The organism is Promicromonospora sp. NPDC052451, assembly GCF_044547525.1.
In the GTDB taxonomy this organism is placed as follows: Bacteria; Actinomycetota; Actinomycetes; order Actinomycetales; family Cellulomonadaceae; genus Promicromonospora.
In genome coordinates, this window is sequence record NZ_JBIUAP010000016.1 from 23,440 (window position 1) to 50,436 (window position 26,997).

The following is a 26,997-nucleotide window of genomic DNA, read 5'->3' on the forward strand; positions in this document are numbered from 1 at the left end:
CCGTGACCACCCAGACCTGGTACGCCGTCGCACAGATCGGCGTCCTTCTCGTCCTGCTGGCCGTCGTCCACGCGCCGCTGGGCGCGTACATGGCCCGCGTCTACACCAGCCCGAACCACCTGCGCGTCGAGAAGGCGTTCTACCGCGCCGTCCGCGTGGACCCCGACGCCGAGCAGCGCTGGATCACCTACCTGCTGTCGCTGCTGGGCTTCTCCCTCGTCTCCGTCCTGGTCCTGTACGCCCTGGGCCGGCTGCAGGAGCACCTGCCGTGGAACCTCGGCTTCACGGGCCTGGACCCGGCCGGCGCCTGGAACACGGCGGTCAGCTTCACCACCAACACCAACTGGCAGTGGTACTCGGGTGAGGCCGCCACGGGCCACCTGCTGCAGATGGCGGGCTTCACCGTGCAGAACTTCGTGTCCGCCTCGGTCGGCATGGCCGTCGCGATCGCGCTGGTGCGCGGCTTCGCCCGCTCCGGCACGGACGCGCGCATCGGCAACTTCTGGACCGACCTGACCCGCGGTGTCTCGCGGATCCTGCTGCCGCTCTCGTTCGTCGTCGCGATCGTCCTGATCGCCGCGGGCGTCATCCAGAACCTCGACCCGCACACCGCGGTCACCACCGTCGAGGGCGCCACGCAGCACGTGCTGGGCGGCCCGGTCGCCTCGCAGGAGGCCATCAAGGACCTCGGCACCAACGGCGGCGGGTTCTTCAACGCGAACTCCGCGCACCCCTTCGAGAACCCCACCCCGTTCACCAACATCATCGAGATCTTCCTGCTCCTGGTGATCCCGTTCACCCTGCCCCGCACGTTCGGCATCATGGTCGGCGACAAGCGGCAGGGCTGGAGCATCCTCGGCGTCATGGCGGGCCTGTGGGCCCTGGGCGTCGCGCTGGCCACCTGGTCGGAGCTGGCCGGCCCGGGTGCCGCGCCCGAGGCGGCCGGTGCCGCTCTGGAGGGCAAGGAGACCCGGTTCGGGCCGGCGGGCAGCGCGCTGTTCGCGGTGTCCACCACGGCGACGTCCACGGGGTCCGTGAACGCGATGCACGACAGCCTCACGGCACCCAGCGGCGGCATCACGATCTTCAACATGCTGCTCGGCGAGATCGCGCCCGGCGGTGTCGGCGCGGGCCTGTACGGCATGCTCGTGCTCGCCGTCGTGGCCGTGTTCATCGCCGGCCTCATGGTGGGCCGCACGCCGGAGTACCTGGGCAAGAAGATCGGCCGCCAGGAGATGACGCTGGTGGCGCTCTACGTGCTGACGACGCCGGCGCTCGTGCTGGTCGGCACGGCCCTGTCGGTCGTGACCGAACCCGGCCTGGCGAGCGTCCAGGAGACGGGCCCGCACGGGCTGTCCGAGGTGCTGTACGCCTTCGCCTCGGCCGCCAACAACAACGGCTCGGCCTTCGCGGGCCTGTCCGCCGGCACCCCCTGGTACGAGTGGCTGCAGGGCTTCGCGATGCTCCTGGGCCGGTTCGTCCCGATCGCCCTGGTGCTGGCCCTGGCCGGCCGCCTGGCCGGTCAGACCGCGGTCCCCGCCTCGGCGGGCACGCTGCCCACCCACCGGCCGCTGTTCGCCGGCCTGCTGGCGGGCGTCGCGCTGATCGTCGTCGGCCTCACCTTCATCCCCGTCCTCTCCCTCGGCCCCGTCGTGGAGTCCCTCTCATGAGCACCGTCACCCAGAACCCGTCCGTCACCACCCCCGAGTCCCCCCGGCCCGACGGCGTCCCCGGGCGCGCCCCGCGCCGTCCCCGCGCCCTGACCTGGGCGCAGGTGCGCGAGGCGCTGCCCTCGGCGGTGCGCAAGATGAACCCGCGCGACCTGTGGCACTCGCCGGTCATGTTCGTGGTCGAGGTGGGCGCGGCCCTGTCCACGGTGCTCGCCGTCGTCCAGCCGGCCGTGTTCGCCTGGTGGATCGCGGTGTGGCTGTGGGCCACCGTCCTGTTCGCCACGCTGGCCGAGGCGATCGCCGAGTCCCGTGGCAAGGCGCAGGCCTCCAGCCTGCGTGCCACGCAGCAGCAGACCACCGCGCACAAGGTCGACGCGCCCCGGGACACCCTGGAGTACACCGGCGGCCTGGCGGGGCTGCCCACCGTGGAGGTGCCGTCCTCCACCCTGGTGGTGGGCGACGTCGTCGTGGTCACCGCCGGACAGACCATCCCGGGCGACGGCGACGTGATCGAGGGCGTCGCCTCGGTGGACGAGTCGGCGATCACCGGCGAGTCGGCCCCCGTGATCCGGGAGTCCGGCGGTGACCGTTCGGCGGTCACGGGCGGCACCGTGGTGCTGTCCGACCGGATCGTCGTGCGCATCACCGCACCGGCCGGGTCCACGTTCGTGGACCGGATGATCGCCCTGGTCGAGGGCAGCGAGCGCCAGCGCACCCCGAACGAGATCGCGCTGAACATCCTGCTCACGTCGCTGACCATCGTGTTCCTCCTGGCCGTGGCCACGCTGCAGCCGTTCGCGATCTACTCCGGGGCCCGGCAGAGCCTGCTCGTGCTGGTCGCGCTGCTGGTCTGCCTCATCCCCACCACGATCGGCGCCCTGCTGAGCGCCATCGGCATCGCGGGCATGGACCGGCTGGTGCAGCGCAACGTGCTGGCCATGTCGGGCCGTGCGGTGGAGGCGGCGGGTGACGTCGACGTGCTGCTGCTCGACAAGACCGGCACCATCACCTACGGCAACCGGCGCGCCACCGAGGTGCTCCCGCTCGGGCGGGTGGCCCCGCGCGAGCTGGCGGAGGCGGCCCGGCTCGCGTCCCTCGCGGACGAGACGCCCGAGGGGCGCAGCATCGTCGAGCTCGTGGACGGCAAGTACGGCACCGTCGAGGAGCTTCCGCTGGACGCCGAGCTCGTGCCCTTCACGGCCCAGACCCGCATGTCGGGCGTGGACGTGCCGCTCACCCGCACCACCGAGGCGGGCGGCGCCGGCCACACCGAGATCCACCGCATCCGCAAGGGTGCCGGCAGCGCGATCCAGCGCTGGGTGCACAGCACCGGGGCACGCGTCTCGGACAAGGAGGCCGCCGAGCTGGACAAGCACGTCGACGCCGTCTCCCGCCTGGGCGGCACCCCGCTCGTGGTCGCGGAGCAGGTCGGCGAGCAGCCCGCCCGGATCCTCGGCGTCGTCCGCCTCAAGGACGTGGTCAAGGAGGGCATGCGCGAGCGGTTCGACGAGCTGCGCGCCATGGGCATCCGCTCCGTGATGGTGACGGGTGACAACCAGGTCACCGCGCGGGCCATCGCGGCCGAGGCGGGCGTGGACGACGTGCTGGCCGAGGCCACCCCCGAGGACAAGCTCGCGCTGATCAAGCGCGAGCAGCAGGGCGGCCGGCTGGTCGCCATGGCGGGCGACGGCACCAACGACGCCCCGGCCCTGGCGCAGTCCGACGTCGGCGTGGCGATGAACACCGGCACCTCGGCCGCCAAGGAGGCCGGGAACATGGTGGACCTCGACTCCGACCCCACCAAGCTCATCGAGATCGTGGAGATCGGCAAGCAGCTCCTCATCACACGCGGCGCCCTGACCACGTTCTCGGTGGCGAACGACGTCGCCAAGTACTTCGCGATCCTGCCCGCCATGTTCGCAGTCGTGTTCCCGCAGCTCGACGTGCTGAACATCATGCGGCTGTCCAGCCCCGAGTCGGCCATCCTCTCGGCGGTCATCTTCAACGCGCTGATCATCCTCGTGCTCGTACCGCTCGCCCTGCGCGGCGTGCGGTACCGGCCGGCGTCGGCCTCCGCGCTCCTGAGCCGCAACCTGCTGGTCTACGGACTGGGCGGCCTGGTGGCGCCCTTCCTCGGGATCAAGCTCATCGACCTCGTCGTCTCGCTGCTGCCCGGTCTCTGAGCGGCGCGAGGAAAGGAACCACCATGTCATCAAGCACCACGTCCGTGGCGAGCAGCCTCGCGGCGCTGACCCGGCACTCGCTGGCCGGCCTGCGCGTGCTGATCGGCCTCACGCTGGTCACCGGGCTGCTGTACCCGCTGGCGGTCACCGGCGTCGGCCAGCTCGCCTTCCCCTGGCAGGCGAACGGCTCGCTCGTCACGTCCGACGGCGGCCGCACCACCTCCCGCGCGGACGCCGTGGGCTCCGCGCTCGTCGCCCAGGGGTTCGAGGGCGACCAGTACTTCCAGCCGCGTCCGTCGGCGGGCGAGTACGACACGCTGGCCTCCGGCGGCTCCAACCTGGGGCCGAACAACCCCGACCTGGTCGCCACCATCGAGGAGCGCAAGGCCCAGGTCGCGCAGCGGGAGGGCGTGTCGCCGGCCGACGTGCCCGCCGACGCCGTCACCGCCTCGGCGTCCGGCGCCGACCCGCACATCAGCCCCGAGTACGCCGCGATCCAGGTCGCCCGGGTCGCGCACGCGCGCGGCCTGTCCGAGGCCGACGTCGAGGCCGTGGTCGCCGAGCACACCGCCGCGCGGGACCTGGGCGTGCTGGGCGAGCCGCGGGTGAACGTGCTGGAGCTGAACCTCGCGCTCGACGGCCTGTCCGGCCAGGCGGCGGCGCCGTCCGGCACGGCAGACTGAGGACATGAGCGACGAGCGCCCCGCTCCCGGCGCCGGGACCACCCGGCGCCGGGGGCGGCTCACCGTCTACTTCGGCTCCGCGCCCGGGGTGGGCAAGACGTACGCCATGCTCGACGAGGCGCAGCGCCGGGCCGACCGCGGCACCGACGTGGTCGTGGGCCTCGTCGAGACGCACGGCCGCGCCGCCACCGTCGCCAAGATCGGCGACCTGGAGATGATCCCGCGGCGCCTGGTCGAGCACCGGGGCGTCACCCTGACCGAGCTCGACGTCCCGGCCGTCCTGGACCGGGACCCGGAGGTCGTGCTCGTGGACGAGCTCGCCCACACCAACGCGCCCGGCTCGCCCCACCCGAAGCGCTGGCAGGACGTCCACGACCTGCTGGACGCCGGCATCGACGTGGTCACCACCGTCAACGTGCAGCACCTGGAGTCGCTCAACGACGACGTCGAGGCCATCACCGGCGTCCGGCAGCGCGAGACCGTACCCGACCAGGTGGTGCGCGACGCCGACCAGATCCAGCTCGTCGACCTCTCCCCGGAACAGCTCCGGCGGCGCCTGGCGCACGGCAACGTGTACCGGGCCGAGCAGATCGACGCCTCCATGTCGTCCTACTTCCGCGTCGGCAACCTGACGGCGCTGCGCGAGCTCGCGCTCCTGTGGCTCGCCGACCGCGTCGAGGACTCCCTCACCAAGTACCGCGCCGACCACGCGATCACCGGAACGTGGCCCGCGCGCGAACGCATCGTCGTGGCCGTCACCGGCGGCGCCGAGACGGAGACCCTGCTGCGCCGCGGCGCGCGCATCGCCCAGCGCGCCGCCGGGTCCGAGCTCCTGGCCGTGCACGTGCTGCCCACCGACGGGCTCCCGTCCACACCGTCGGCGACCATCGCCGGCTACCGGACCCTGGTCGAGTCCCTGGACGGCAGCTTCCACACGGTCGTGGGGGAGGACGTCCCGTCCGCCGTCGTCGACTTCGCCCGCGGGGTCAACGCCACCATGATCGTGGTGGGCGTGTCCCGGCACCCGCTCTGGCGGCAGGCGCTGCTCGGCTCCTCCAGCGCCGAGATCGCCCGCCTCTCCGGCGCGATCGACGTGCACCTCGTCACCCACGAGGAGGCCCGCGGCGGCGGGCACGCGCGGCGCAAGGGGACGCTCCTGTCGCCTCGGCGACGGCTCGCCGGCTGGGTCTGCGCCGTGCTCATCCCCGGGCTGCTCACCGCCGGCCTCCTGGGCATCGGCCGGGACGACGCGGCGCTGGCGACCGACGCCATGCTGCTCCTGGCGGGCGTGGTGGGCATCGCGCTGATCGGTGGGCTCTGGCCCGCCGTGGTCGCGGCCATCGTCTCCAACCTCTGCCTCAACTGGTTCTTCACGCCGCCAGTAGGGCGCTGGACCATCGCCGAGGGAGAGAACGTGCTCGCGCTCGCCCTGTTCGTGGTGGTGGCGATCGCCGTGGCGTCCGTGGTCGACCTGGCCGCCCGCCGCGCCGCGCAGGCGTACCGGGCCCGCGCCGAGGCGTCGGCGCTCGCGGCCCTGTCGCGTTCCGTGCTGAGCGGCGACGACACGGCGAGCGCGGTCGTGGAGCGGGTCGCTGAGACGTTCGGCCTGGCGCAGGTGCGGCTGGAGGAACGGGCCGAGGAGCGCGCGCCCTGGCGGGTGCTCGCCTCGGCGGTGCGTCCGGGGGTGGGGCCGGCGGGCCCCGCGCCCGCGGGGCCGGCGGCGGACGCCGAACGGCAGTGGTCGGACGCCGAGCAGTCGGAGGTGGCGATCGACGACCGGCGGCGCCTCGTGCTGTGCGGCCGGGCGCTGCCCGCGAGCGACCGGCAGGCCGTGGAGGCGTTCGGCGCGCAGGCGGGCATCGTGCTGGAGCACCGGCGGCTGCGCGAGCGGGCCGAGAAGGCGGCCCTGCTGGAGCAGACCGAGGGCACCCGCACCGCGCTGCTGGCCGCTGTCTCGCACGACCTGCGCACGCCGCTGGCGACCATCCGGACCGCCGTCGACGGCCTGACCATGCCCGACGTGGAGCTGGACCAGGAGGACCGCGACCTGCTGACCCGCACCATCGGGGAGTCGACCGCACGGCTGGAACGGCTCATCGGCAACCTCCTGGACCTGTCCCGGCTGCAGACGGGCGCGGTCCGGCCCGCCCTGCGCGCCGCGTCGCTGGAGGAGGTGGTGCCGATCGCCGTGGAGCCGTGGCTGGCCGACCTCTCGCTCGACGTGGGGGAGGACCTGCCGCTCGTGCACACCGACCCCGGGCTGCTGGAACGCGTGGTGGCCAACCTCGTCTCCAACGCGGTGCGGCACTCGCCAACCGGTGCGAAGGTGCTGGTGAGCGGCTCCGCAACGCCCGAGGAGGTGGAGCTGCGGGTGATCGACACGGGCCCCGGCGTGCCCGACGGCCGCAAGGCGTCGATGTTCGAGCCGTTCCAGCGGCTCGGCGACGTGACCGGGACCGGGCTCGGCCTCGGGCTCGCCGTGGCGGACGGGCTGAGCCGCGCCGTCGGCGCCACGCTGACCGCCGAGGACACGCCCGGTGGCGGCCTGACCATGGTGCTCACCATGCCGCGGGACGGGGCGGCGTCGTGACCCTCGCGCCGGAGAACCTCGGTAACCGCGTGCTCGTGGTGGACGACGACGCCGCTCTCGCCCGTGCCCTGTCCGTGAACCTGCGGGCGCACGGCTGGGACCCGACGACGGCGGCCACCGGCACCGCGGGTCTGGCCGCCGCGGCGACGATCCGGCCGGACGTGGTGGTGCTGGACCTGGGGCTGCCCGACATGCCGGGCCTCGACGTCATCGACGGTCTCCGGGGCTGGAGCCGGGTGCCGATCGTGGTGCTGTCGGCCCGCCAGCTCGGTGACGACAAGGTCGACGCCCTGGACGCGGGTGCCGACGACTACGTGACCAAGCCGTTCGCGATGAACGAGCTGCTGGCGCGGTTACGGGCGGCGGTGCGCCGGGCGGCCCCGGCGCGGGCGGAGGAACCGGTGGTCGTGGCGGGTGAGCTGAGGATCGACCTGGCGCGGCGGCAGGTCTTCCGGGCGGGGGAGGAGGTGCGGCTCAGCCCGACCGAGTGGGCACTGCTGGAGGTCCTGGTCCGCCACCGCGGCCGCATCGTGGGGCGGCAGCAGCTCCTGGACGAGGTGCGGGGCCCGTCGTTCTCGGTGGAGACGAACTACCTGCGGGTCTACACGGCGCAGCTGAGGCGCAAGCTGGAGCGCGACCCGTCGCACCCCCGGCACCTGGTCACCGTGCCGGGTGCGGGCTACCGGTTCGAGGAGTGAGGGCTCATCCGATGACCATCGCGCTCTCGGGCCGGCGGTACAGCCGCTGGCCGGCCCGCAGCGCGATCGTGGTGCCCAGGGTCACCGGACCCAGCCGGCCCAGGAACATCAGCAGCACGAGCACCACCTGGTGCCAGGGTTCGAGGTCCGCGGTGATGCCCGTGGACAGGCCGGTGGTGGAGAACGCGGAGGTGGTCTCGAACAGGATCTGGTCCAGCGTGAACGTCCGCGTGGACAGCGTGATCGTCAGGGTGGCCAGCACGACGGCGGCCACGCTGAGCAGGGCCACGGCCAGGGCCTGGCGCTGGGTGGCCGTGGCCACGCGGCGGTCGAACACGGTGGAGTCCGGGTCGCCGCGCAGCTCGGACCAGATGATGAAGGCGAGCACCGCGAACGTGCCCACCTTGATGCCGCCCGCGGTGCCCGCCGACCCGCCGCCGATGAACATGAGGATGTCCGTGCCGAGCCAGGTGCCGTTGTTCATCGCGGAGGTGTCGAGCGAGTTGAACCCGGCGGTGCGCGCCATCGTGGACTGCGTGAACGAGGCCAGGAGCTGGGTGCCGCCGTCCATCCCCGCGAGGGTGTAGGTGCGCTCGGCCAGCAGGAAGAAGACGGTGCCGGCCACCAGGAGGATCGCGGTGGTCAGGCCGGTCACCTTGGCGTGCAGGCTCCACCGGTGCGGGCGCCCCAGGCCCCACCAGGGCTCCCGGCGGTGCTGCCACGCCTCGACCAGGATCGGGAAGCCGAGGCCGCCGACGATGACGGCGGCGCACAGCGGCAGGCAGATGAACGGGTCGGCGACGAACTGGATGAGGCTGTCGGGGTAGAGCCCGAAGCCCGCGTTGTTGAACGCTGACACGGAGTGGAACACCCCGAGCCACACCGCGCGCCCGAGGGGCTCGTCGTAGGTGACGGCCAGCCGGACGGCGAGCAGGACGGCGAGCGTCGCCTCCGCGATCAGCGTCACGCGCAGGGCGCCGATCAGCACGCTGCGCACGTCGCCCAGGTGCACGCTCCGGGTGGACGCGGCGGCGAGGAGCCGGGTCTGCACGCCCAGCCGCCGGGAGACGAGCAGGCCGAGCAGCGTCGCCACCGTCATCACGCCGAACCCGCCGACCTGGATGAGCACCGCGATGACCGCCTGCCCGAACGGGCTCCAGAACGTGCCGGTGTCCACCACGACCAGGCCGGTCACGCAGGTGGCCGACGTCGCCGTGAACAGCGCCTCGACGACCGTCGGCGCCCGGTCGGTCCAGGACACGGGCAGCAGGAGCAGCAGGGTGCCGGCCGCGATGGCACCCATGAAACCCGCCACGACGATCTGGGCGGGGCGACGGCGCAGGCCGGGTTCGCCGGACGAACGTGCCCCCACCGCCCGAGGTGTCTGGCGGGCCGGGCGGGAGGTGAAGCGCATGACCCACGATTGTGCCGCATGGGGATGGCCGGGAGCCGCCTGGAACGGACCGTCCCGCCGTCAAGGTTCCGTCAATGCCCGGCTCCTTGACCACGCAGCAATTTCAGTTCATAGTGAAACAACTGACACTGGAGGTGCCGTGGAACCGCAGGACCCCGTGCTCGAGTGGGTCGAGCGCGTCTCGATGTATCTGGCCCGCGACGGCGTGCCGCCGATCGCGGGCCGCGTGCTGGGCTGGCTCATGGTGTGCGACCCGCCGGAGCAGTCGGCCGGGCAGATCAGCGAGGCGATCGGGGCGAGCCGGGCCTCGCTCACGTCCAACCTGCGGCTCCTGACGATGATGGGCTTCCTGACCTCCCGTACCCGGCCCGGCGACCGCACCACCTGGTACCGGATGGCCGACGACGCGTGGTCCGTCGTCGTGCGCCGTCAGGTCGAGGGGATCGCCGCGTTCCTGGACCTGAGCCGCGACGGCGTCGCGCTCGCGGGGCCGGGCAACGACGGCCGCGTGCGCCAGGCACAGCGCACCTTCGCATGGATGGCGGCGGCGTTCGACGACGCCGGGCCGCTCACGGGTACCACCGACGAGAGGACGGCACGATGACCACGACGACAGGGCACGCGATCGTCGTCGGCGCGGGCATCGGCGGGCTCGCGGCCGCCGTCGGCCTGCGCCGCGTGGGCTGGGACGTCACGGTGCTGGAGCGCGCCGCCGAGCTCGGGGAGGTCGGCGCCGGCATGTCGCAGGCACCGAACGCGATGCGCGCCCTGGCGGAGCTCGGCGTGGCGGACGAGGCGCGTGCCGTCGGCGTCCCCACGGGCTCGACGGGCAACCTGCGCCGGCCCGACGGCCGCTACCTGCAGCGTGCCCGACCCGGCGACCCGCTGGCCCTGCTCGGCTTTCACCGGGCCGACCTGCACCGGGTGCTGCTGGACGCCGTCCCGGCCGACCGCGTGCGCACCGGCGCGGAGGTCACCGACGTGCGCCAGGACGACGCCGGGGTGACGGTCGTCGCCGGCGGCACCGAGCACCGCGGCGACCTGGTGGTCGGCGCGGACGGCATCCGCAGCGCCGTCCGCGGCCGTCTGTGGCCCGACGCGCGGCCGCCGCGCTACCTGGGGCGGACGGCGTGGCTCGGCGTCGTCGACGTCGCGGGCCTGCCCGGGGACCTGACCGGGAGCGTGACCCTGGGCCAGGGCCGGATGTTCCTGATCCACCCCGTGGCCCGGCACCGCGCGTACTGGGCGCTGCTCACCACGGAGCCCGCGCCGGGCGTCCGGTACGACGACGAGCGCGGGGCGGCCCTGGCCCACGTCGGCGGCTGGCACGAGCCGGTGCCCGACCTGGTCCGGGCCACCTCGGCCGGAGCCGTGCTGCGGACCGACATCCACGAGCTGCCGCCGCTGACCACCTACGTGCGCGGCCGCGCCGTGCTGCTCGGCGACGCGGCCCACGCGATGAGCCCCGACCGAGGCCAGGGGGCCGGTCACAGCCTGGAGGACGCCGTGGTGCTCGCCCATGCGCTGGCCACCGCGGGGACGGTCGAGGCGGCACTGGCCCGGTACGACGCCGAGCGGCGGCCGCGCGACCAGGCCACGGCGCGCGGCGCCCGCCGGGACGGGGCCATGACGGCGTCCCGGGCCGGGCAGGCCGTCACGACGGCGATGATCCGGCTCATGCCGGCCGCGCTGTGGCGCAAGGGCGTCGAACCGGACGGCAACCCGACGTGGCGGTGGCAGCCGCCCCGCCTCCCGGTCGTGCCCCGGACCTCCTAGGACCGGGCGGCGACGGTGCGGAACCCGGCGTTGCCCATCGAGGAGTCGGGCGTGTTGGAGGAGCGGGCGGAGCTGCGGTAACGGTTGCAGTAGGAGATGTGGCACAGATAGCTCCCGCCGCGCAGGATGCGGCCGGTGCCCGCGCCGGGGCCGGACGGGTTGTCGCCGGGGGAGCTGCGGTAGTAACCGGGGTGGAACCAGTCCTGGCACCACTCCCACACGTTGCCGACCGGCTGCCACAGCCCGTAGCCGTTGGGTTCGAAGGTGCGGACGGGGGCGGTGGTGAGCCAGCCGTCCTCCAGGGTGTTGTCGCGGGGGAAGGCGCCCTGCCAGATGTTGGCGCGCCAGCCGCCCTCGTCCACCTCGGCGTCGCCCCAGGGGTACTTCGCGCCGTCGAGCCCTCCACGGGCCGCGTACTCCCACTCGGCCTCGGTGGGCAGGCGGCGGCCCGCCCAGTCGCAGTAGGCCTGGGCGTCGTTCCAGCTCACGTGGGTGACGGGGTGGTCGGCCAGGCCGTCGACGTCGGACCGGGGGCCGCCGGGGTGGGCCCAGTCGGCGCCCTGGACGCCGAACCACCAGGGAGTGGCGTCGGCCTGGCCCATGATGTCGGCGGGGTCGGCCGCCACCGCGAGGTGGAACACCGCGGAGAAGCCGAAGGTCTCGGCCTCGGTGCGGTACCCGGTGTCCTGCACGAACCGCGCGAAGTCGGCGGTGGTGACCGTGGTGGCGTCGATCTCGAACGCGTCGAGGGTGACCTCGTGCCGGGGTGTCTCGCCGTCGCCGGGGTTCTCGTCGCCCGACGAGTCACCCATGGTGAAGGTGCCGGCGGGCACCTGCACCTGCTCGACGAGGTGCCGGCCGGGTGCCGGTGCGGCGGGGGCGGCGTCGGCCGGGCGGCCGCCGATCTGCACGAACGCGTCCCGCCCCGGGGTGCCGCACCCGCACCCGCAGCCCTGGCCTGTCTCCGCCTGCCCGTGCGTGCTCACCGTTCTCCTCCTGACCGCGTGCGTACCGTCGCCACCCTACGCACCTGTCCGGCCCGACGGCGGCCCGCGTCCCGCGTCGGACGGCGGACCCTGCTAGAGGTTCCGGATGGCGGAGCGGGCGTGGGCCCGCATGAGCCGTTCGGCGGCGTCCTCGTCGTGGGCCTCCAGCGCGTCGGCGATGGCGACGTGGTCGGCGAGGCGCGCCGCGACCCAGTCCGGGTCGCCGGCGCGCTCGGCGGCGCGGGCCAGGCGGTAGTCGCCGTAGATGGCGTAGCTGTCGATCAGGCCGCGCAGGGCGGCGTTGCCGGCGGCGCGGGTGATCTCGGCGTCGAAGCGCTGGGCGATCTCGAAGCGTTCCTGCAGCGTCAGGGCTTCCCCGCCCGCACGGTGCTCCTCGATGCACCCGCGCAGGCGGGCGACACCCTCGGGCGTGATCTTCCGGGCGGCGAAGCGCGCCTCCGCGCCGCGCAGCATGACCTCGACCTCCATCAGCTCGTGGAGGGTCTCGGCCGGGTGGTCGACCACCTGCAGGCGGCGCGCGCCCACGCGTTCGAGGAGCCCCTCGTGCTCGAGCTTGCCGATCGCCTCGCGGACCGGCGTAGGGCTGACGTCGAGGGCCTGCGCGAGCTGCCGCTCGGTGACCCGGCTGCCCGGTGCGATGCGGCCGTCTGCTATCCCGGCGCGGATCGCGTGGTACACCTGCTCGGCCAGCGAGCCGGCCCGGGAGACACGGGGCAGAGCGTCCTGAAGGTCGACCATCCGTGCCTCTCTCGTCCCCCTGCCGTGGCTGCCACCCTACCTCTGCGGCGAGCCGCGCGGGTCGTCCGGGGAGACGCCGCGCAGCGCGGGGTCGGCGGCCGTCAGCACGAGCGCCGCGGCGGCGAGCGCCGTGATGATCCAGCCGGTCGCGTGCAGGCCCGCGCTCGTGGCGCCCTGCGCGAAGAGAGGTCCGATCACGGCGGTGGCCCCGACAGCGCCGAGCTGGACGGCGGTGCGGGACATCCCGGCCAGCACGCCCGTCCGGTCCGGTGGGGCCTGGGCGTAGAGCGCCACCTGGTTGGCCACGGCGGCCAGGCCCTGCGAGGGGCCGAACAGCGCGATGGTGATCAGGACCAGCCACGTGGGGGTGCTGTCGGTGAGCCGGGTCAGCAGCAGGCCGCCCACGGCGGGGAGCGCGGCGGCCAGCAGCAGCGGGAGGCGCAGTCCGCGGGTGCGCGCGGCGAGCGCGGCGGCTGCCCCGGCGAGCACCACGGCGGGCAGCTGCATCCAGCCCGCGGCGTCGGCGGCGTAGCCCGCCGTGGCCTGCAGCCACTGGGTCACTCCGTAGAGCACCAGGTAGGTGCACGAGTACACGAGGAACAGCCGCGCGTAGGTGCGCACGAGCGCGGGCCGGCCGGTCAGCGTCCGGACGTCCACGAACGGCACGGGACGGCGGCGTTCCCAGAGCACGAGGCCGACGGTCGCCGCCGCCGCGAGCCCCAGCAGCCCGTACCGGCCGGGCCCCGGCCACAGGCCGAGCGCGGCGACGAGCGCCGAGCCGACCGCGCCGACGAACAGGAGGAGCCCCACCAGATCCGGCCCGGTGCGCGCTGCGCCGTCGGGCCGCGGCGGCGCCGGCCGGTCCCGGTCGCGCGGCAGCCACAGCAGGGCGAGGACGATCGCCGTCAGCCCGTACGGCGCGTTCGCGACGAAGACGGCCGTCCAGCCGAAGCTCGCGACGAGCAGGCCGCCGAGCACGGGGCCGACCGCCGCGCTGGTCAGGCTCGACACCGACAGCGCCGAGAACAGCCCGCGCGGCGGTGCGTGCCCCGTGCGCTGCTCCTGCGCGCTGATGGCGGCCAGGGCCGCGGGGTAGGCCGACGACGTGCCCACGCCGACGGCGACCCGCGCGGCGAGCGCCGCCTCGAACGTCGGCACCACCAGTGGGACGAGGCCCGCGAGCGCGGCCACGGCCATCCCCGTGACGTACACGCGCCGCGGGCCGTAGCGGTCCACGAGGCCGCCCGCCACCGGCTGGGCGATCGCCCCGGCCAGGTACAGGCCCGCGACGAGGAGCACGACCTGGGCGGCGGACGCCCCGGTGGCGTCGGCGATCGGTACCAGCGCGACGGAGATCATCGTCGTGTTGATCGAGTTCAGCGCCGGCCCCAGCACGAGCGGTGCCGCGAACCGGGCGCCGAACCCCTCCGCCGGGCGGCTCACACGCCGGGCTCGTGGGCGGGCCCGGTGGCGGCGCCGTAGGTGCGCAGGCGGCGGTAGCCGGCGAGCGTGAAGTCCGGGCTCTCGAGGTAGGCGAGGTCGCGGGCCTCGCCCTCCCGTACGCGCGCGACCGCGGCGGGCAGGCCGGGCAGGGCCGCCCACGGCACGACCACCAGGCCGTTCACGTCCCCGTGCAGGACGTCGCCCGTGGCCACCGTCTCCCCGTCCAGGCGCACGGGGTCACCCACGCGCGTGAGCTCGAAGTTCGCGTGCGAGGCGACGGTGTAGCGCGAGAAGTAGTGGATGCCCTTGGCGCGGACCTCGTCGACGTCGCGCAGCGCGCCGTCGGTCACGAAGCCGACGGCGCCGAGGCGCTGGGCCAGCGTGGCCATGATCTCGCCGGCGTAGGCGACCCGGCTGGGCGTGGTGCTCGCGTCCTTCATGACGATCACGACCGGGCCGGTCATGCCCTCCAGCCGCTCCCAGAGGTCCCAGTAGCCCTCCTGCCGCGCGGGCCGGCCCAGGGCGTCGGAGACCGTCACGGTGAGTGCGCGGCCCACCATGGGGCCGAGCTCGGGGAAGCCGCACCGGATGCGCCCGCCGACGTAGCCCGTGCTGCGGTCGCGCAGGTCGAGGCGCTCGATCGCGTTCGCGACGGTCGGGCTGTCGACGCCGCTGAGGAAGTCGAGGTCGGCGGTGGTCAGGGTGGGGGTGTCGGGGGTCATGCGGGCGGATCCTCCAGCGTCGTCGCGGTCGGGTCGGCGGGACCGGGAGCCGGGGTGGTGACGGATGCTTGCTCGCCGGGTCGCACGTGGCTACATTTTGCTATAGCAAATAGCAACAGACAAGGGAGTCTGATGAACGCAGCAGTCCCCGCGGAGACGTCCGCCACAGCCGGGAAGCTGAACACCCGCGCCGCGATGCTGGTGGCCCTGGCCGTCTTCGCCCAGGAGTCCGTCTGGAACTTCTACGACGCGCAGGTGCCCGCGTCGATCGCGCAGTACACGACGAGCGCGGCCCTGATCGGCCTGCTCATGGGCGTCGACAACGCGCTCGGGATCGTGCTCCAGCCGCTCGTGGGCCACCTGTCCGACCGCACGCGCACCCGCTGGGGCCGGCGCGTGCCGTACCTCGTGGTCGGCGCGCCCGTCGCCGCCGTCTTCTTCGTGCTCATCCCGCACACCGGCTCGCTGGGGGCGCTGGTCGTGTGCATGTTCCTGTTCGCGGTGGTCGCCAACGCCTTCAAGCCGCTCACCGACGCGCTGACGCCCGACTTCCAGGTGCCCCAGCGCCGCAGCCTCGCCAACGGCATCGCCAAGGTGGCGACCAGCCTCACCATCATCGTCTCGGCCCTCATCAGCCTGCTCGTGGTCGACCGGAGCCTCGGGCTGGCGTTCGCGATCCCCGCCGTGCTGATGGTGTGCGCCATGGTGATCGTGGCGCTCACCATCCGCGAGACGCGCTCACCGGGCTACCGGCGCGCGCTCGCGGACGGGCGGTCCGGCGGCGGGGGCGGATGGAGCTTCCGCCGCGTCGTCGGCGAGCTCGTCCACGACCCCGACCACAGCCGGATCTTCCTGCTGCTCGGCATCGTCGCCACCGCGGGGACGTGGGCGGCGATGCGCTCGCAGCTCACGCCGTACGCGATGGAGGTGCTCGGCCTCAGCCGGGGCGAGGCCGGGTCGCTCACGCTGCCCGCCGGCGTGGCCTTCGTCGCCGCCGCCGTCCCGCTGTCGTTCGTCTCCGACCGGGCCGGCCGCCGGCGGATGATCCGGCTGGGACTGGTCGTCATGGTGGTCGGCTGCCTCGTCGCGTTCAGCGTCACGAGCCTGCCCGTGACGATCACCGGGATCGTCATCGCCTCGTTCGGGTACGCCGCCTTCTCCGTCAACGGCGTGGTGCTGATGTGGAACCTCGCCCCCAGCGGCGCCGTCACCGGTGCCTACAGCGGGCTCTACGCGGTGGCCGCCGCCGTCGGTGCGTCGGCAGGGCCCGCCCTCATCGGCGGCCTGGTGGACCTGACGGACTGGCGGTACCTGTTCCTGCACTCCAGCATGGTCGGCGTCGCAGCGCTCGGACTGTTCCTCCTGGTGCGCCGGGAGATCAGCTCCGGGCAGCTCGCCGAGGGCGGCCGGGCATGAGGCGGCTCGACGACTTCCCTCGCGACCACCCCGCCTGGGATCTCCTGCTGGGCGCGACCCCGTTCCAGGTGAGCTCCGCGGAACCGCGGCTCTCGTGGACGACGTACGTGCCGCCGTCGTACCGCGACCGGACCGGCCCGCTGGGGCTGCTCGTCGCGGTGCACGGCACGGGGCGCCGGGTCGAGGCCACCCGGGACCGGTTCGCGGCCCTGGCCGACGAGCTGGGGGTGGTGGTCCTCGCGCCCCTGTTCCCGGCGGGTCTCGACGGACCGGACGACGTGCACGCCTACAAGGAGCTGCTGGCCGCCGGCATCCGGTTCGACGAGGCGCTGCTCGCGATGGTCGAGCAGGCCGCCGGGCGCTGGGAGATCGACACCACGCGCTTCGTGCTGACCGGCTTCTCCGGCGGCGGCCAGTTCGCGCACCGGTTCGCCTACCTGCACCCGCACCGGCTGCGGGCGGTCTCCGTGGGTGCACCCGGCCGCGTGACCCTGCCCGACGACGCGCCCTGGCCGCTCGGGCTCGGCGGTGTGGCGGACCTGTTCGGCACGGCGCCGTCCGTGGCGGCGCTGCGGCAGGTGCCCTACCAGGTCGTGGTGGGGAGCGAGGATCTCGCAGGCGCCCTGCTCGCCGCCGTCGCCGCCGACCCCCGCGAGGCGCGCGCGGGCGCCACCCGCGTGGACCGGGCGCGGCGGCTCGCGCACGAGCTGACCGAGCGCGGCGTCCCGGTCGAGACCGCGGTGGTGCCCGGTGCCGGGCACGACGCGGGCGCCGTCGCCCCGGCCGTCGTCGACTTCGTGCGGCGTGCCCTGGCGCAGGGGCCGCCGGGCCGGGCGTCCCACCACTGACAGCTGAACCCCACCACCCGATGAACCCCACCACCCACTGAACCTCACCACCTGAGGAGAAGAGAGCCGACGTGCCACCCATCGCCACACCCACCGAGAGCGTCAAGGTCTTCGTCCCGATCGGGATGCTGGGCGGCGGCTTCGCCGAGTCGATCGTCGAGCGGGGCCTGGAGCTGGGCCCCGACGTCATCGCCGTCGACAGCGGCTCCACCGACTCCGGCCCGTACTACCTCGGCTCCGCGACCGCCAAGTCGCCCGCCGCCTCGGTCGCGCGCGACCTGCGGCTGCTCCTGCGCGCAGCCGCCCGGGCCGGCATCCCGCTGATCGTCGGGTCGTGCGGGACCAGCGGCACGGACGCGGGCGTCGACTGGGTCGCCGGGATCACCGCCCGGATCATGGCCGAAGAGGGGCTGGAGCTGCCCGTCGCGCGCATCTACAGCGAGCAGCGCGCGGCGGACCTGCGCGAGCACCTGGCCGCCGGACGCATCCACCCGCTGCCGCCTCTCGGTGAGCTGGACCCCGTCACGCTCGACTCGTGCACGCACATCGTCGGGCTGATGGGCCACGAGCCGATCGTCGCCGCCCTCGAGGCGGGCGCGCAGGTGGTGCTCGCCGGCCGCGCGACCGACACCGCCGTCGCCGCCGCCGTGCCGCTCCTGCGCGGCATGCCTGCCGGACCGACGTGGCACGCGAGCAAGATCGTCGAGTGCGGCGCGCAGGCCACGACGAACCCGCGCACCGGCGGCATCTTCGCGACCATCGACCGCGAGGGGTTCACGATCGAGGCCGTGGACCCGGGCACGGCCTGCACGCCGACGTCGGTGGCCGCGCACATGCTGTACGAGAACGCCGACCCGTTCCTGCTGACCGAGCCGGACGGCGTGCTCGACGTGCGGCACGCGACCTACCGGGCCCTCGACGATCGCCGCGTGCGCGTGGAGGGCTCCGTCTTCCGGCATGCCGCGCAGCACACGGTCAAGCTGGAGGGCGCGCGCGTCACCGGGTACCAGACCGTGTCGTTCGTCGGGGTCCGCGAACCGCTCGTGCTCGCCGACCCTGGGCGCTGGGCGGACCTGCTGCGTACGTACCTGTACCGGCGCGCCGAGGAGGCGCTCGGGATGTCCGCGGACCAGTTCGAGTTCGACCTGCGCCTCTACGGGTACGACGCCGTGCTCGGCGCGCTGGACCCCGGCACGGGCACGCCCCGCGAGCTGGGCGTGATGCTCGTGGTCAGCGCAGCCGACCAGGAGACGGCCACCGCCGTCGCGAAGGTGATGAACCCCTACCTGTTGCACATGCCCACGCCGGAGATGGACTACCTGCCGAGCTTCGCGTTCGCCACCTCGCCCGCCGAGACGGAGCGCGGCGCCGCCTACGAGTTCGTGCTGCACCACGTGGTCGACAGCCCGACCCCCACCGCCCTGTTCCGCACCGAGACCGGAGTGTCCGCCCATGCCTGACCGCACGCCCACCCTGGCCGACGTCTGCCACGAGGTCCGCTCCAAGAACGCCGGCCCGTTCTGGGTCACCATCGACCTGTTCGTGAAGGACAGCGCGACCTACCGGCTCGTGGCCGACCCTGCCTTCCTCGACGAGCGGCGGGTCGCCGACCTGTACGACGTGGACCCCTCGACGGTCCGGATCTTCCGCCTGCCGGACCTCGACGTCGTGAAGATCTCGTTCCCCCGGCCCGTGTCGCAGGGGTCGCTGCGCGACCGGGACATCCACGCCGGTCAGCACCACGTGCCGCTCGCGGTCCTCCCCGTTCCTGGCGCCGTGGGCTGAGCGGCCGCGAGGATCCGGCGGGCGGCGACGTCGGCTCCCGCGAGCAGCGGGGACGGCACGCCGGGGCTCGCACCGATCGCGGAGCCGCGCTGCACGGCCTCGGCGGGGATCCCCAGCACGACGACGCGCTCGTCCGCGCGGCCCGCGGCGTCGACGAGTGCGAAGCCGTCCCGCGTCACGTCGAGGCTCTCGGACGGGACGACGCCGCCCGCGGCCGTGGGCAGCGGGTGGCGGCGGGCCCGGCCGGAGTCGAGCAGCGATCGCAGCAGCGGGTCGTCGGTGGGGCTCACCTGGCCCCGCGACATCCGGGTCTCGACGAAGGCCCGGGCACGGACGGCGGCGCGCACCCGGCTGCGAGCCACGAACGCGCCCTCCTCGACGTCGACCCGGGTGTCCTCGCCGAGCAGCTCCACGACGCCCGCCCGGACCAGGGCCAGGAGCTGGGCCGTGCGCCGCGGGGGCGGTCCGGAGGCGAGCGCCAGGCCGAGCGGGGTCAGCACGCTCTCGCCGGTCGACTCCAGGGAGGCGCCGTCCACGGCGCCGGCCCGCGTGAGCCGGGCCACCTCGCCGCGCAGGGTCTCCATGGCCTGGTTGACCCGGGCACGCGGGGAGGTGAGCGGGCCGGACACGGACTCCTGCTCGTCGCGGACCCAGCGCTCGACCCACGCGGGCCACGTCGCGGGTTCGAGGATCGGCGGGCGGTCGGCGCGCGCGGCGTCGAACGCGTCCGCCGGGTCGACCACGAGCGCGGCCGCCACGCACGCAGGGTCGGTGGCTCGTTCCAGGCGTCGTGCGAGCGCGTCCGGTGTCACCCCGGCGCGGAGGGCGGACGGCCGGTGCTCGGCGAGCGCCGTCAGGTGGGCGAGCGTCAGCTCGGCGGCGACGAGCGGCCAGACGTCGCGGGCCAGGTCGAGCACCGGCCGCCCGGCCGCGCGGTCGGCCAGCGCGGCGAAGCGCTCCCGGGTGGCGATCCGGGCCGCATAGGGGGCCGGCAGGCCGTCGGTGAGCGCGCCCTTGCCCCGGTAGGGCAGGCCGCGCCGCGACCCCGCGAGCAGGTGCGGTTCGGCGCCGCAGGGGACATAGCGCAGCGGGTCGCCGGCGTGCGGGCCGTCGGCGCCGCCGTCGTCACAGGACCGGCCGGAGGCATCAGCAGGTGCGCCGGTGCGGGCGTCGACGAAGTGCCCGCCGCGGCCCACGGTGAGCAGGGCGAGCACGTCGAAGAAGTTGGCGCCGAGCCCGGCCACCAGCACGTCCTGGCCGGCCGGCACGACGGCCCAGTCGCGCTCGGCGGGCATGCCCGGCTCGACGTAGACGAGGCCGTGCGTGCGCGCGGCCTCGGCGAACCGCGCGGTGCGCGGCGCGCGCCGCGCCTGGATCATGCCCTGCGCGAGCACGACGACGGGTGCCGAGAGGCGTGTGGGTGCCGTCTGGGTCGCTGGGATGGCCGGACCGGCGGGGCCAGGGACCGTGTCGGCCGAGACGGTCACCTCCCGGAGCTCGGTCCGGATCGCGCGCACGTCCGTGACCGTCCCGTGCACCGGCACGACCTCGATGCCCCCGCGGCGTGCTGCCTCGTCGATCTGCTCCAGGTAGTAGGCGCCCTGGAGCCGCCGCGTGGGATAGGAACCAGGCCCGAGGCCCCGTGCCTCGTCCGCGGCCCAGGCAGTGCCCGGCGGTCGCGGTGCCATGCCGGCCGGCCCGCCGTCGGACGTCGCGGCGTGCGCCCAGGCGACCAGGTCCGGCCCGGCCACGACGGGCCCGGTCATGGGCGTCGAGGAGTCGGCGTGCACCGTGGTCCGCGCCGCCCACGTGTTGTTCAGCAGCAGCGGCGACTGGTCGGTGCGCCACGTGGCGCCCGCCCCGACCTCCACCCGGTCGACCACGGCGACGCGCAGCACGGGCAGCGCCGGGTCCGGGGCGGACCCCCAGGGTGCGTCCGGCCGACGTCGCGCGGCCAGCCGGGCGACGACCGCGACGGCGCGCGGGCCGCCGCCCACGATCACCGCGTCGAACGACGCGTGCGGTGCGTCGCTCACGCGGGTGCGGGCGCCGGAGCGTTCCCCGCGCCGGCCCCGGCAGACGGTTCGGGAACGGTCCCCGTCTCCGCCCTCGTCACGGCCTCCGCGAACGCCCGCCCCGCCGCGGCGAGCGCCTCGCCGGACGCGGCGGTACCGGGGAACCGCTCGGGCAGCCCCGCCAGCACCGCACCGAGGATCTCCCGGCGTCGTGCGGCACGCCTGGTCGTGGGCAGCGTGCGCAGGTGGACGTCGAGGCGGTCGGTGAGCGCGGACGGGAAGACCCGTTCCCAGCGGTCACGCTCGGGGCCGAACGTGTGCACGGTCCCGCCCGGGCGCGGCTGCCCGGCAGCGTCCCCGGTTCCTGGTGCCGCCGCGGCCTCCTGGTCCGGTCCCGTCGTCCGCCGGGCGCGTTCCGCCGCCGTCGCGGTCTCGTCCAGTACGCCGTCGTGCACCACCACCCCGTACGTCTCCCGCGCGGCCCCGGCGGTGACGAGCCCGGCGGCGACGTCGGCGAGCACGGCGTCGGTGGCGCGCTCCAGCGGGTCGCCGTAGCCGCCCGCGCCGGAGGTGCGCAGCACCACGCGGTCGCCCGCGCGCAGCGGGTGCACGTCGACGACGGACAGCCGGCGCTCGTCGGGCCGCCCCTCGTTGACCACGAGCTCGGTGAGGGCGCCGGGCCGTCCGCCTGCGAAGCCCCAGGGCCGGAACCGGAGTCGTTCCAGGCCGCGGGCCAGGAGCGCGCCGTCGGTCAGCGCCTCGAACTCGAGCTCCAGGCCGGAGCCGCCGCGCCAGCGGCCCGCGCCGCCCGAGTCGGGCCGCAGGGCGTAGCGCAGCACGCGCACGCCCACGTTCGCCTCGACGGTCTCGACCGGGTTGTTGGACAGGTTGGAGATGCCGGAGTCGCGCCCGTCGGCGCCGTCGGCCCCGTGCCGCGCGCCGGTGCCGCCGACCATGGGCTCGACCACGTCGACCCGCGACCCGTCGGCCGCCGCGAACACCACGGGCACCACGAGCCCGCTCGACGCCGCCGGCAGCACCTCGGGTGCGGCCTGGACCAGTGCCCCGGACACGACGTCGTTGACCCGCGAGGTGGTGGCGTGCCGCACGCCGGTGGCAGCGGTGCCGGTCGCGTTGAGCAGCGTGCCCTCGGGTGCGGTGAAGCCGATGACGTCCATCAGCCCGCCGTTGAGCGGCACGGCCGGGTCGAGCGTGCCCACGATCGCGAACAGGCGGGTCACCACCCACGAGTGCGCGCGGCCGAACGTCACCATGTTGAGGGCGGCCTCGACCTGCGGGTCGGTGCCGGTCAGGTCCAGGTGCACGGTGCCGTCGTCGACCGTGGCGGTGACCACCACGCGCAGCGGCACGGAGCTGACGCCGTCGTTGTCGAGGTAGTCCTCGAAGCGGTACGTGCCGTCGGCCAGGGTGCGCAGGGCGCTGCGGGCGCGGGCCGCGCTCTGCTCGCGGGCGAAGGAGCCGACGTCGGCGAACCCGGCCGGCCCCAGGTCGGCGGTGAGCTCGCCGACCCGCCGGCGCCCGGTGTCCAGCGCGGCCAGCATGGCGTGCAGGTCGCCCCGGTTGGCCTCGGGCGTGCGGGAGTTGGCCGCGAGGATCGCCTCGACCTCGGGCACCACGGTCCCGGCCCGCACGTACCGCAGGGGCGGGATCCGCAGTCCCTCGGCGAAGACGGAGTCGTTGAGCACGCTCACCGACGAGGGCACGCGCCCGCCGACGTCGGACACGTGCACGAACGCCCACCCGTAGCCGACCAGCTCGTCGCCGTCGAAGAACGGGGCGATCGCGTGCACGTCCGGGAGGTGCGTCGAGAGGCCGCCCGAGAGGTACGGGTCGTTCGTCAGCAGCACGTCGCCCGGGGCCAGCGGGCCCTGCGCCGTCGCCGCCTCGATCGCGGGCGTCAGGTCCAGGCCCACGAAGCCGGAGACGCCCACGTCCTGCGGATAGGCGACGAACCGGCCCGACCGGTCGGCCACGGCGCACGCGAAGTCGGCGGCGTCGCGCACGTACAGGCTGCGGCTCGCGCGCCGCAGGGTCAGGCACATCTCCTCGACCGCGGCCTGCAGCCGCGTGTGGGCGACGTCCTTCTCGACGGTCGTCAGCACGGCTCAGCCCTCCTCGTTCGTGATCTCGACCGCATCCCGCACCAGGTGCAGGTTGCCGCCGTCGTCGGTCGTCGCGGTCCACCCGGCCGGCACGAGCACCGTCGTGTCGGCCTTCTCGATCACGGCCGGACCGGTCACCGCCGCCTCGCCGTCCTCCGCGAGCGCGTGCACGCTCGCCGGCCGCGGCGTCCCGTCGTAGCGGACGTCGCGTGCGCCGGTCTTCACGAACGCCGCGCCGCCGTGCCCGGACCGCACCTCGCCCAGGCGCACGCTCACACTCGCGCGCAGCGTCTCGGCGCGCACCGTCGCCGTGGGGTCCACGAACCCGTGCACCCGCTCGTGCTGCTCGGCGAACCGCCGCAGCACCGGCTCGGTCTCCAGACGCAGCGGCCCGGGCCCGTCCGTGCCCGGCTCCGCCGGGCGCTCGGCCAGCAGCACCTCCAGCGTGGTCGGCTGGCCCGCGTAGCGCAGGTCGGCGCTCAGCGTCACGGTCCCGGTCGCGGCGACGTCCTGCGTGCGCAGCCAGTCGAGCACCTCGCGCTCCAGCTCCGCGGCCGACGTCGTGAGCGCGTCCAGGTTCTGCTCGGCCACCACGGTGCGCACCGTGCGCGCCACGTCGCGGCGGATCGGGGCGATCGCCGCGCCGAGCGCGCAGAACGTCCCGGCCGCCGCGGGCACCAGCACGCGGCGGACGCCCACCTCGTCGGCCAGCAGCGCGGCGTGCGTGCCGCCCGCACCGCCGAACGCCACGAACGTGTACCGCTCGGGCACCTCGCCGTGCGCGGCCAGCACGGTCCGCAGGCGGGCGGCCATGCCGACCGACGCGACGCGCAGGGCGGCGTCGGCCACGCCGTCGGCGCAGGCGGCGAGCGCGGCGGTCCCGGTCGCGGCAGGGGCGGAGGAGGACGGCGACCCGTCCTTGTGCGCGAGGTCGTCCGCGACCTGTGCGAGGGCTGCCGTGGCCAGGTCCGCGCGCAGCGGGAACGTGCCACCGAGGAAGGTCCGCGGGTCGATGACGCCTGCGTGCACGTAGGCGTCGGTCAGCGCCGGCCGGGTCCCGCCCGCGCCGTAGGCGGCCGGGCCGGGCACGGCACCGGTGCTGGCGGGTCCGACGCGGAGCACCGGCTGGGCGCCCGACCGGTCGGCGCCGATCACGGAGCCACCGCCCGCGCCGATGGCCGACACCTCGACCACGGGCGTCATCAGCGGGTGCGGCCCCACGGTCGCCGTCGTGGTGAGCACCGGGCGGCCCCCGCGCAGCACGCCGATGTCGCTGCTGGTACCGCCCATGTCGACGGTCACCATGTCCGTGCCGGGCCAGGCCGTGGCGGCCGCGGAGACCCCGCCGGCCGGGCCGGACAGCACCGTCTGCACCGGGCGGCGCATCGCCGACTCGATGGACACCGAGCCGCCGTTCGACGTCGTGATGTAGACGCGGGCGTCCACCCGCAGACGGCGCAGCCGTTCCCGCAGCGCGGTGAAGTAGCCGGTCATCAGCGGCGTGATCTGCGCGTCCAGCAGGGCGAGCGTGGTGCGCTCGTACTCGCCGGCCTCGGGCCACACCGCGGCGGCCGACGTCACGGGCACGCCCAGGGCGGCGGCCAGCCGGTCGGCCAGGTGCTGCTCGGCCTCGCGTGCGGCGTACCCGCCCACCAGGCTGACGGCCACCACCTCGGGCGCCACCGCCGTCAGGCGCTCCACGAGCCGGGCCAGCTCGGCCTCGTCCACCCCGGGCGTCGCCCGTCCGGGGCCGACGGAGGTGCCGTCGGGCGCGAACCGGTGGGCGACCTCCAGCACGTGCTCGCGCGGCACGATCGGACGCTCCGGCGTCGCGTGCAGGTCGAACGACCGGGGCATGCGGGCACGCGCGATCTGCAGCACGTCCCGGTGGCCCGCGCTCACCACGAGCGCCGCCCGGGCGACACGACCCTGGAGGATGGCGTTGAGACCGATGGTCGTGCCGTGCGCGACGGCGGCGACGTCCTCCACGGCGATGCCCCGCTCCAGGAGCTGCGCCAGCCCTGTCTCCACACCCTGCGACGGGTCGTGCGGCGTGCTCGGCACCTTGTGGGTCACGGCGTCGGCGAGCGACCACGAGGTGCCGTCGCCCGGGACGGCCACCAGGTCGGTGAACGTGCCGCCGACGTCGATGCCGATGCGCCAGCGGCGGCGGGCCGCGGTGGGGGACTGGGTCACAGGAACCTCGAGACGTGGACGGTGCGGTCGAGCACGGCGATGGTCACGACGCTGACCAGCAGCAGGAGCGTCGAGACGGCCGCGACGGTGGGTTCGAGCTGGACCTGCACCGCGGAGTAGATCCGCACGGGCACGGTGGCCTCGCCGGCGCCCGCCACCAGCACGGACACGGCGACCTCGCCGAGCGAGATGACGGCGCCGAGGAACGCGCCGGCCACGATCCCCGGGCGCATGAGCGGCACGGTCACGGTCAGGAAGGTGCGCAGCGGCGACGCGCCGAGCGACCGCGCCGCGCGTGGCAGCGCGGGATCGAGGGCCGCGGCGCTCACCGCGACCACCCGCACGCAGAACGGGAAGGTGACCACGAGGTGCGCGAGCCACAGCCCCTGTGCCGAGCCCACCAGCCCGGTGCGCTGGAGCTGGTAGAGCAGCGCCAGGCCCACCATCACGCCGGGCACGGCCATGGGGGACAGGAACAGCAGGCCGAGCGCGCGCCGCCCGGGAAAGTTCCCGGCGCCGACGGCGTACCCGCCGAGCGTGCCCAGCAGCACCACGACGGGCACCACGAGCAGGGCCAGGCGCAGCGAGTACCCCAGCGAGTCGAGCCACTGCGCGGAGCCGAACACCTCGGCGTACCAGCGCAGGCTCAGGCCCGACGGCGGGAAGCGGAAGTTGTTCTCCGCGTTGAAGGAGCTCAGCGCGACCACCAGGAGCGGCAGCAGCAGGAACGCGCACACGAGCACGACGGGCACCAGGGTCAGCACCCGCCGGGCGCGGGCCCGGCCGGTACCGGGCCGGGCGGCGGCCCGCACGGGACGGTCAGCCACGACGCCCCCTCTCGGCGAGCCGCCCGGTCAGACCGACCAGCCCGCAGACGGCGAGCGTGACGGCCAGCAGCACGAAGCTGAGGGCGGCGGCGCGCGGCTGGTCGAACGCGACCATGGCCTCGGTCTGGATGCGCAGCCCGGCCAGCGACTGGTTGGCGCCGCCCACGAGCAGCGGCGTCACGTACACGCCCATGCTCAGCGAGAACACGATCACGGTGGCCGCCACGATCCCGGGGGTGGCCAGCGGCAGCACCACCGAGCGGAAGGTGCGCACGGCGGACGCCCCCAGGTCGGCGGACGCCTGGAGCAGCCGGTTGTCGATGGCGCCGAGCGAGGCGGACAGGGCCAGCACCGCGAACGGCAGCAGCACGTGCACGACGGCGAGGAACACCGTCCACGGGGAGCGCAGCAGCGGCAGCGACTCGTCGACCAGCCCGAGCCCCTGGAGCACCACGTTGACGGGTCCCTCGCCCGACATGACCACGCGCCAGCCGAAGGACCGTACGACCTCGCTGGTCAGCAGCGGCGACAGCGTGATGACGAAGACCAGGGACCGGCCCACGGCCGACGTCGAGCGGGCGAGGTACCACGCGAGCGGGAACGCGAGCACGAGGCACGTGACGCTCACGCGGACGGCGAGCCAGAGGCTCTCCACGACCGAGCCCCACAGGTAGGGCGTGGCGAACACCTCGGCGTACTGGGCCCCGGTGAACCCGGGCAGCACGTTGTTCATGGCGTCGGTGGGGCGCAGGCTCAGCAGGAGCAGCCCGACCAGCGGCAGCAGGAACGCGACCACGACGAACGCCGTGGGCACGATCGCCGCGACATGGCCGCGCAGGTCGCGGGCGCGGGTGGCCGCCACG

21 protein-coding genes are annotated in these 26,997 nt (G+C 74.8%); 11 read left to right on the plus strand and 10 right to left on the minus strand.

The window, feature by feature from the left end; translation table 11 throughout:
• The first annotated feature begins 2 nt into the window (after positions 1 to 2).
• From kdpA to ACIG47_RS22920, 5 genes are read left to right on the plus strand one after another with little or no spacing between them, the layout of a single operon-like run.
• Positions 3 to 1,670: a potassium-transporting ATPase subunit KdpA gene (kdpA, locus tag ACIG47_RS22900; RefSeq protein WP_397433357.1), complete on the plus strand. Its 1,668-nt coding sequence runs from the start codon at positions 3 to 5 to the stop codon at positions 1,668 to 1,670.
• Positions 1,667 to 3,853 (plus strand): potassium-transporting ATPase subunit KdpB, encoded by a 2,187-nt coding sequence (gene kdpB, locus ACIG47_RS22905; protein ID WP_397433358.1) that lies wholly within the window; start codon positions 1,667 to 1,669, stop codon positions 3,851 to 3,853. The genes kdpA and kdpB overlap by 4 nt, the downstream gene beginning before the upstream one ends.
• Positions 3,854 to 3,876: 23 nt before the next feature.
• The gene (kdpC, locus tag ACIG47_RS22910) at positions 3,877 to 4,536 is read left to right on the plus strand and encodes a potassium-transporting ATPase subunit KdpC (RefSeq protein ID WP_397433359.1); all 660 of its coding nucleotides are present in this window, start codon (positions 3,877 to 3,879) and stop codon (positions 4,534 to 4,536) included.
• A gap of 4 nt (positions 4,537 to 4,540) precedes the next feature.
• A complete protein-coding gene (locus ACIG47_RS22915) occupies positions 4,541 to 7,126 on the plus strand; it encodes a DUF4118 domain-containing protein (RefSeq protein ID WP_397433361.1) in 2,586 nt (861 codons plus the stop codon).
• A complete protein-coding gene (locus ACIG47_RS22920; protein WP_397433362.1) occupies positions 7,123 to 7,824 on the plus strand; it encodes a winged helix-turn-helix domain-containing protein in 702 nt (233 codons plus the stop codon). Before ACIG47_RS22915 ends, ACIG47_RS22920 begins: the two co-directional genes overlap by 4 nt.
• A gap of 4 nt (positions 7,825 to 7,828) precedes the next feature.
• On the opposite strand, the gene ACIG47_RS22925 is transcribed toward ACIG47_RS22920, so the two are convergent.
• Positions 7,829 to 9,238, minus strand: coding sequence for a TrkH family potassium uptake protein (locus ACIG47_RS22925; RefSeq protein ID WP_397433363.1), 1,410 nt, complete (start codon positions 9,236 to 9,238; stop codon positions 7,829 to 7,831).
• Positions 9,239 to 9,377: 139 nt separating this feature from the next.
• Here ACIG47_RS22925 and ACIG47_RS22930 point away from each other — a divergent pair, with 139 nt between their 5' ends.
• Both ACIG47_RS22930 and ACIG47_RS22935 read left to right on the plus strand, forming a co-directional pair.
• A complete protein-coding gene (locus tag ACIG47_RS22930; RefSeq protein ID WP_397433364.1) occupies positions 9,378 to 9,842 on the plus strand; it encodes a GbsR/MarR family transcriptional regulator in 465 nt (154 codons plus the stop codon).
• A complete protein-coding gene (locus ACIG47_RS22935) occupies positions 9,839 to 11,014 on the plus strand; it encodes an FAD-dependent monooxygenase (RefSeq protein WP_397433366.1) in 1,176 nt (391 codons plus the stop codon). The genes ACIG47_RS22930 and ACIG47_RS22935 overlap by 4 nt, the downstream gene beginning before the upstream one ends.
• Here ACIG47_RS22935 and ACIG47_RS22940 read toward each other — a convergent pair.
• From ACIG47_RS22940 to ACIG47_RS22955, 4 genes are all read right to left on the minus strand, one after another.
• Positions 11,011 to 12,000, minus strand: a complete 990-nt coding sequence (locus ACIG47_RS22940) for a formylglycine-generating enzyme family protein (RefSeq protein ID WP_397433367.1) — start codon at positions 11,998 to 12,000, stop codon at positions 11,011 to 11,013. The genes ACIG47_RS22935 and ACIG47_RS22940 overlap by 4 nt on opposite strands.
• Before the next feature lie 93 nt (positions 12,001 to 12,093).
• On the minus strand, positions 12,094 to 12,759 hold the full coding sequence (locus ACIG47_RS22945) for a GntR family transcriptional regulator (protein WP_397410117.1): 666 nt from the start codon (positions 12,757 to 12,759) through the stop codon (positions 12,094 to 12,096).
• Between the two features lie 36 nt (positions 12,760 to 12,795).
• Positions 12,796 to 14,202 carry an MFS transporter gene (locus tag ACIG47_RS22950; RefSeq protein ID WP_397433369.1) on the minus strand — a complete coding sequence of 469 codons (1,407 nt, stop codon included), beginning with the start codon at positions 14,200 to 14,202 and terminating at the stop codon, positions 12,796 to 12,798.
• Positions 14,199 to 14,924, minus strand: a complete 726-nt coding sequence (locus tag ACIG47_RS22955; protein ID WP_397433370.1) for an RraA family protein — start codon at positions 14,922 to 14,924, stop codon at positions 14,199 to 14,201. Before ACIG47_RS22955 ends, ACIG47_RS22950 begins: the two co-directional genes overlap by 4 nt.
• Positions 14,925 to 15,056: 132 nt before the next feature.
• Between ACIG47_RS22955 and ACIG47_RS22960 the strand changes: the two genes are divergently transcribed.
• The 4 genes from ACIG47_RS22960 (at position 15,057) to ACIG47_RS22975 (ending at position 18,973) form a co-directional block, all read left to right on the plus strand.
• On the plus strand, positions 15,057 to 16,340 hold the full coding sequence (locus ACIG47_RS22960) for an MFS transporter (protein ID WP_397433371.1): 1,284 nt from the start codon (positions 15,057 to 15,059) through the stop codon (positions 16,338 to 16,340).
• Complete coding sequence (locus tag ACIG47_RS22965; RefSeq protein ID WP_397433372.1) at positions 16,337 to 17,188, plus strand: hypothetical protein; 852 nt, start codon at positions 16,337 to 16,339, stop codon at positions 17,186 to 17,188. Before ACIG47_RS22960 ends, ACIG47_RS22965 begins: the two co-directional genes overlap by 4 nt.
• Before the next feature lie 71 nt (positions 17,189 to 17,259).
• Positions 17,260 to 18,648, plus strand: a complete 1,389-nt coding sequence (locus ACIG47_RS22970) for an acyclic terpene utilization AtuA family protein (RefSeq protein ID WP_397410108.1) — start codon at positions 17,260 to 17,262, stop codon at positions 18,646 to 18,648.
• Positions 18,641 to 18,973 (plus strand): DUF4387 domain-containing protein, encoded by a 333-nt coding sequence (locus ACIG47_RS22975; RefSeq protein ID WP_397410106.1) that lies wholly within the window; start codon positions 18,641 to 18,643, stop codon positions 18,971 to 18,973. Before ACIG47_RS22970 ends, ACIG47_RS22975 begins: the two co-directional genes overlap by 8 nt.
• On the opposite strand, the gene ACIG47_RS22980 is transcribed toward ACIG47_RS22975, so the two are convergent.
• Genes ACIG47_RS22980 through ACIG47_RS23000 form a run of 5 tightly spaced genes read right to left on the minus strand, consistent with a single transcriptional unit; the run spans position 18,922 to position 26,996 of the window.
• Entirely contained in the window at positions 18,922 to 21,009 is a 2,088-nt protein-coding gene (locus ACIG47_RS22980) for an FAD/NAD(P)-binding protein (protein ID WP_397433373.1), read from the minus strand. The genes ACIG47_RS22975 and ACIG47_RS22980 overlap by 52 nt on opposite strands.
• Complete coding sequence (locus tag ACIG47_RS22985) at positions 21,006 to 23,111, minus strand: hydantoinase B/oxoprolinase family protein (protein ID WP_397433374.1); 2,106 nt, start codon at positions 23,109 to 23,111, stop codon at positions 21,006 to 21,008. Before ACIG47_RS22985 ends, ACIG47_RS22980 begins: the two co-directional genes overlap by 4 nt.
• 3 nt (positions 23,112 to 23,114) lie before the next feature.
• The gene (locus ACIG47_RS22990; RefSeq protein WP_397433375.1) at positions 23,115 to 25,307 is read right to left on the minus strand and encodes a hydantoinase/oxoprolinase family protein; all 2,193 of its coding nucleotides are present in this window, start codon (positions 25,305 to 25,307) and stop codon (positions 23,115 to 23,117) included.
• A complete protein-coding gene (locus ACIG47_RS22995; protein ID WP_397433376.1) occupies positions 25,304 to 26,134 on the minus strand; it encodes an ABC transporter permease in 831 nt (276 codons plus the stop codon). The genes ACIG47_RS22990 and ACIG47_RS22995 overlap by 4 nt, the downstream gene beginning before the upstream one ends.
• Complete coding sequence (locus ACIG47_RS23000; protein ID WP_397433378.1) at positions 26,127 to 26,996, minus strand: ABC transporter permease; 870 nt, start codon at positions 26,994 to 26,996, stop codon at positions 26,127 to 26,129. The genes ACIG47_RS22995 and ACIG47_RS23000 overlap by 8 nt, the downstream gene beginning before the upstream one ends.
• Position 26,997 lies beyond the last annotated feature (1 nt).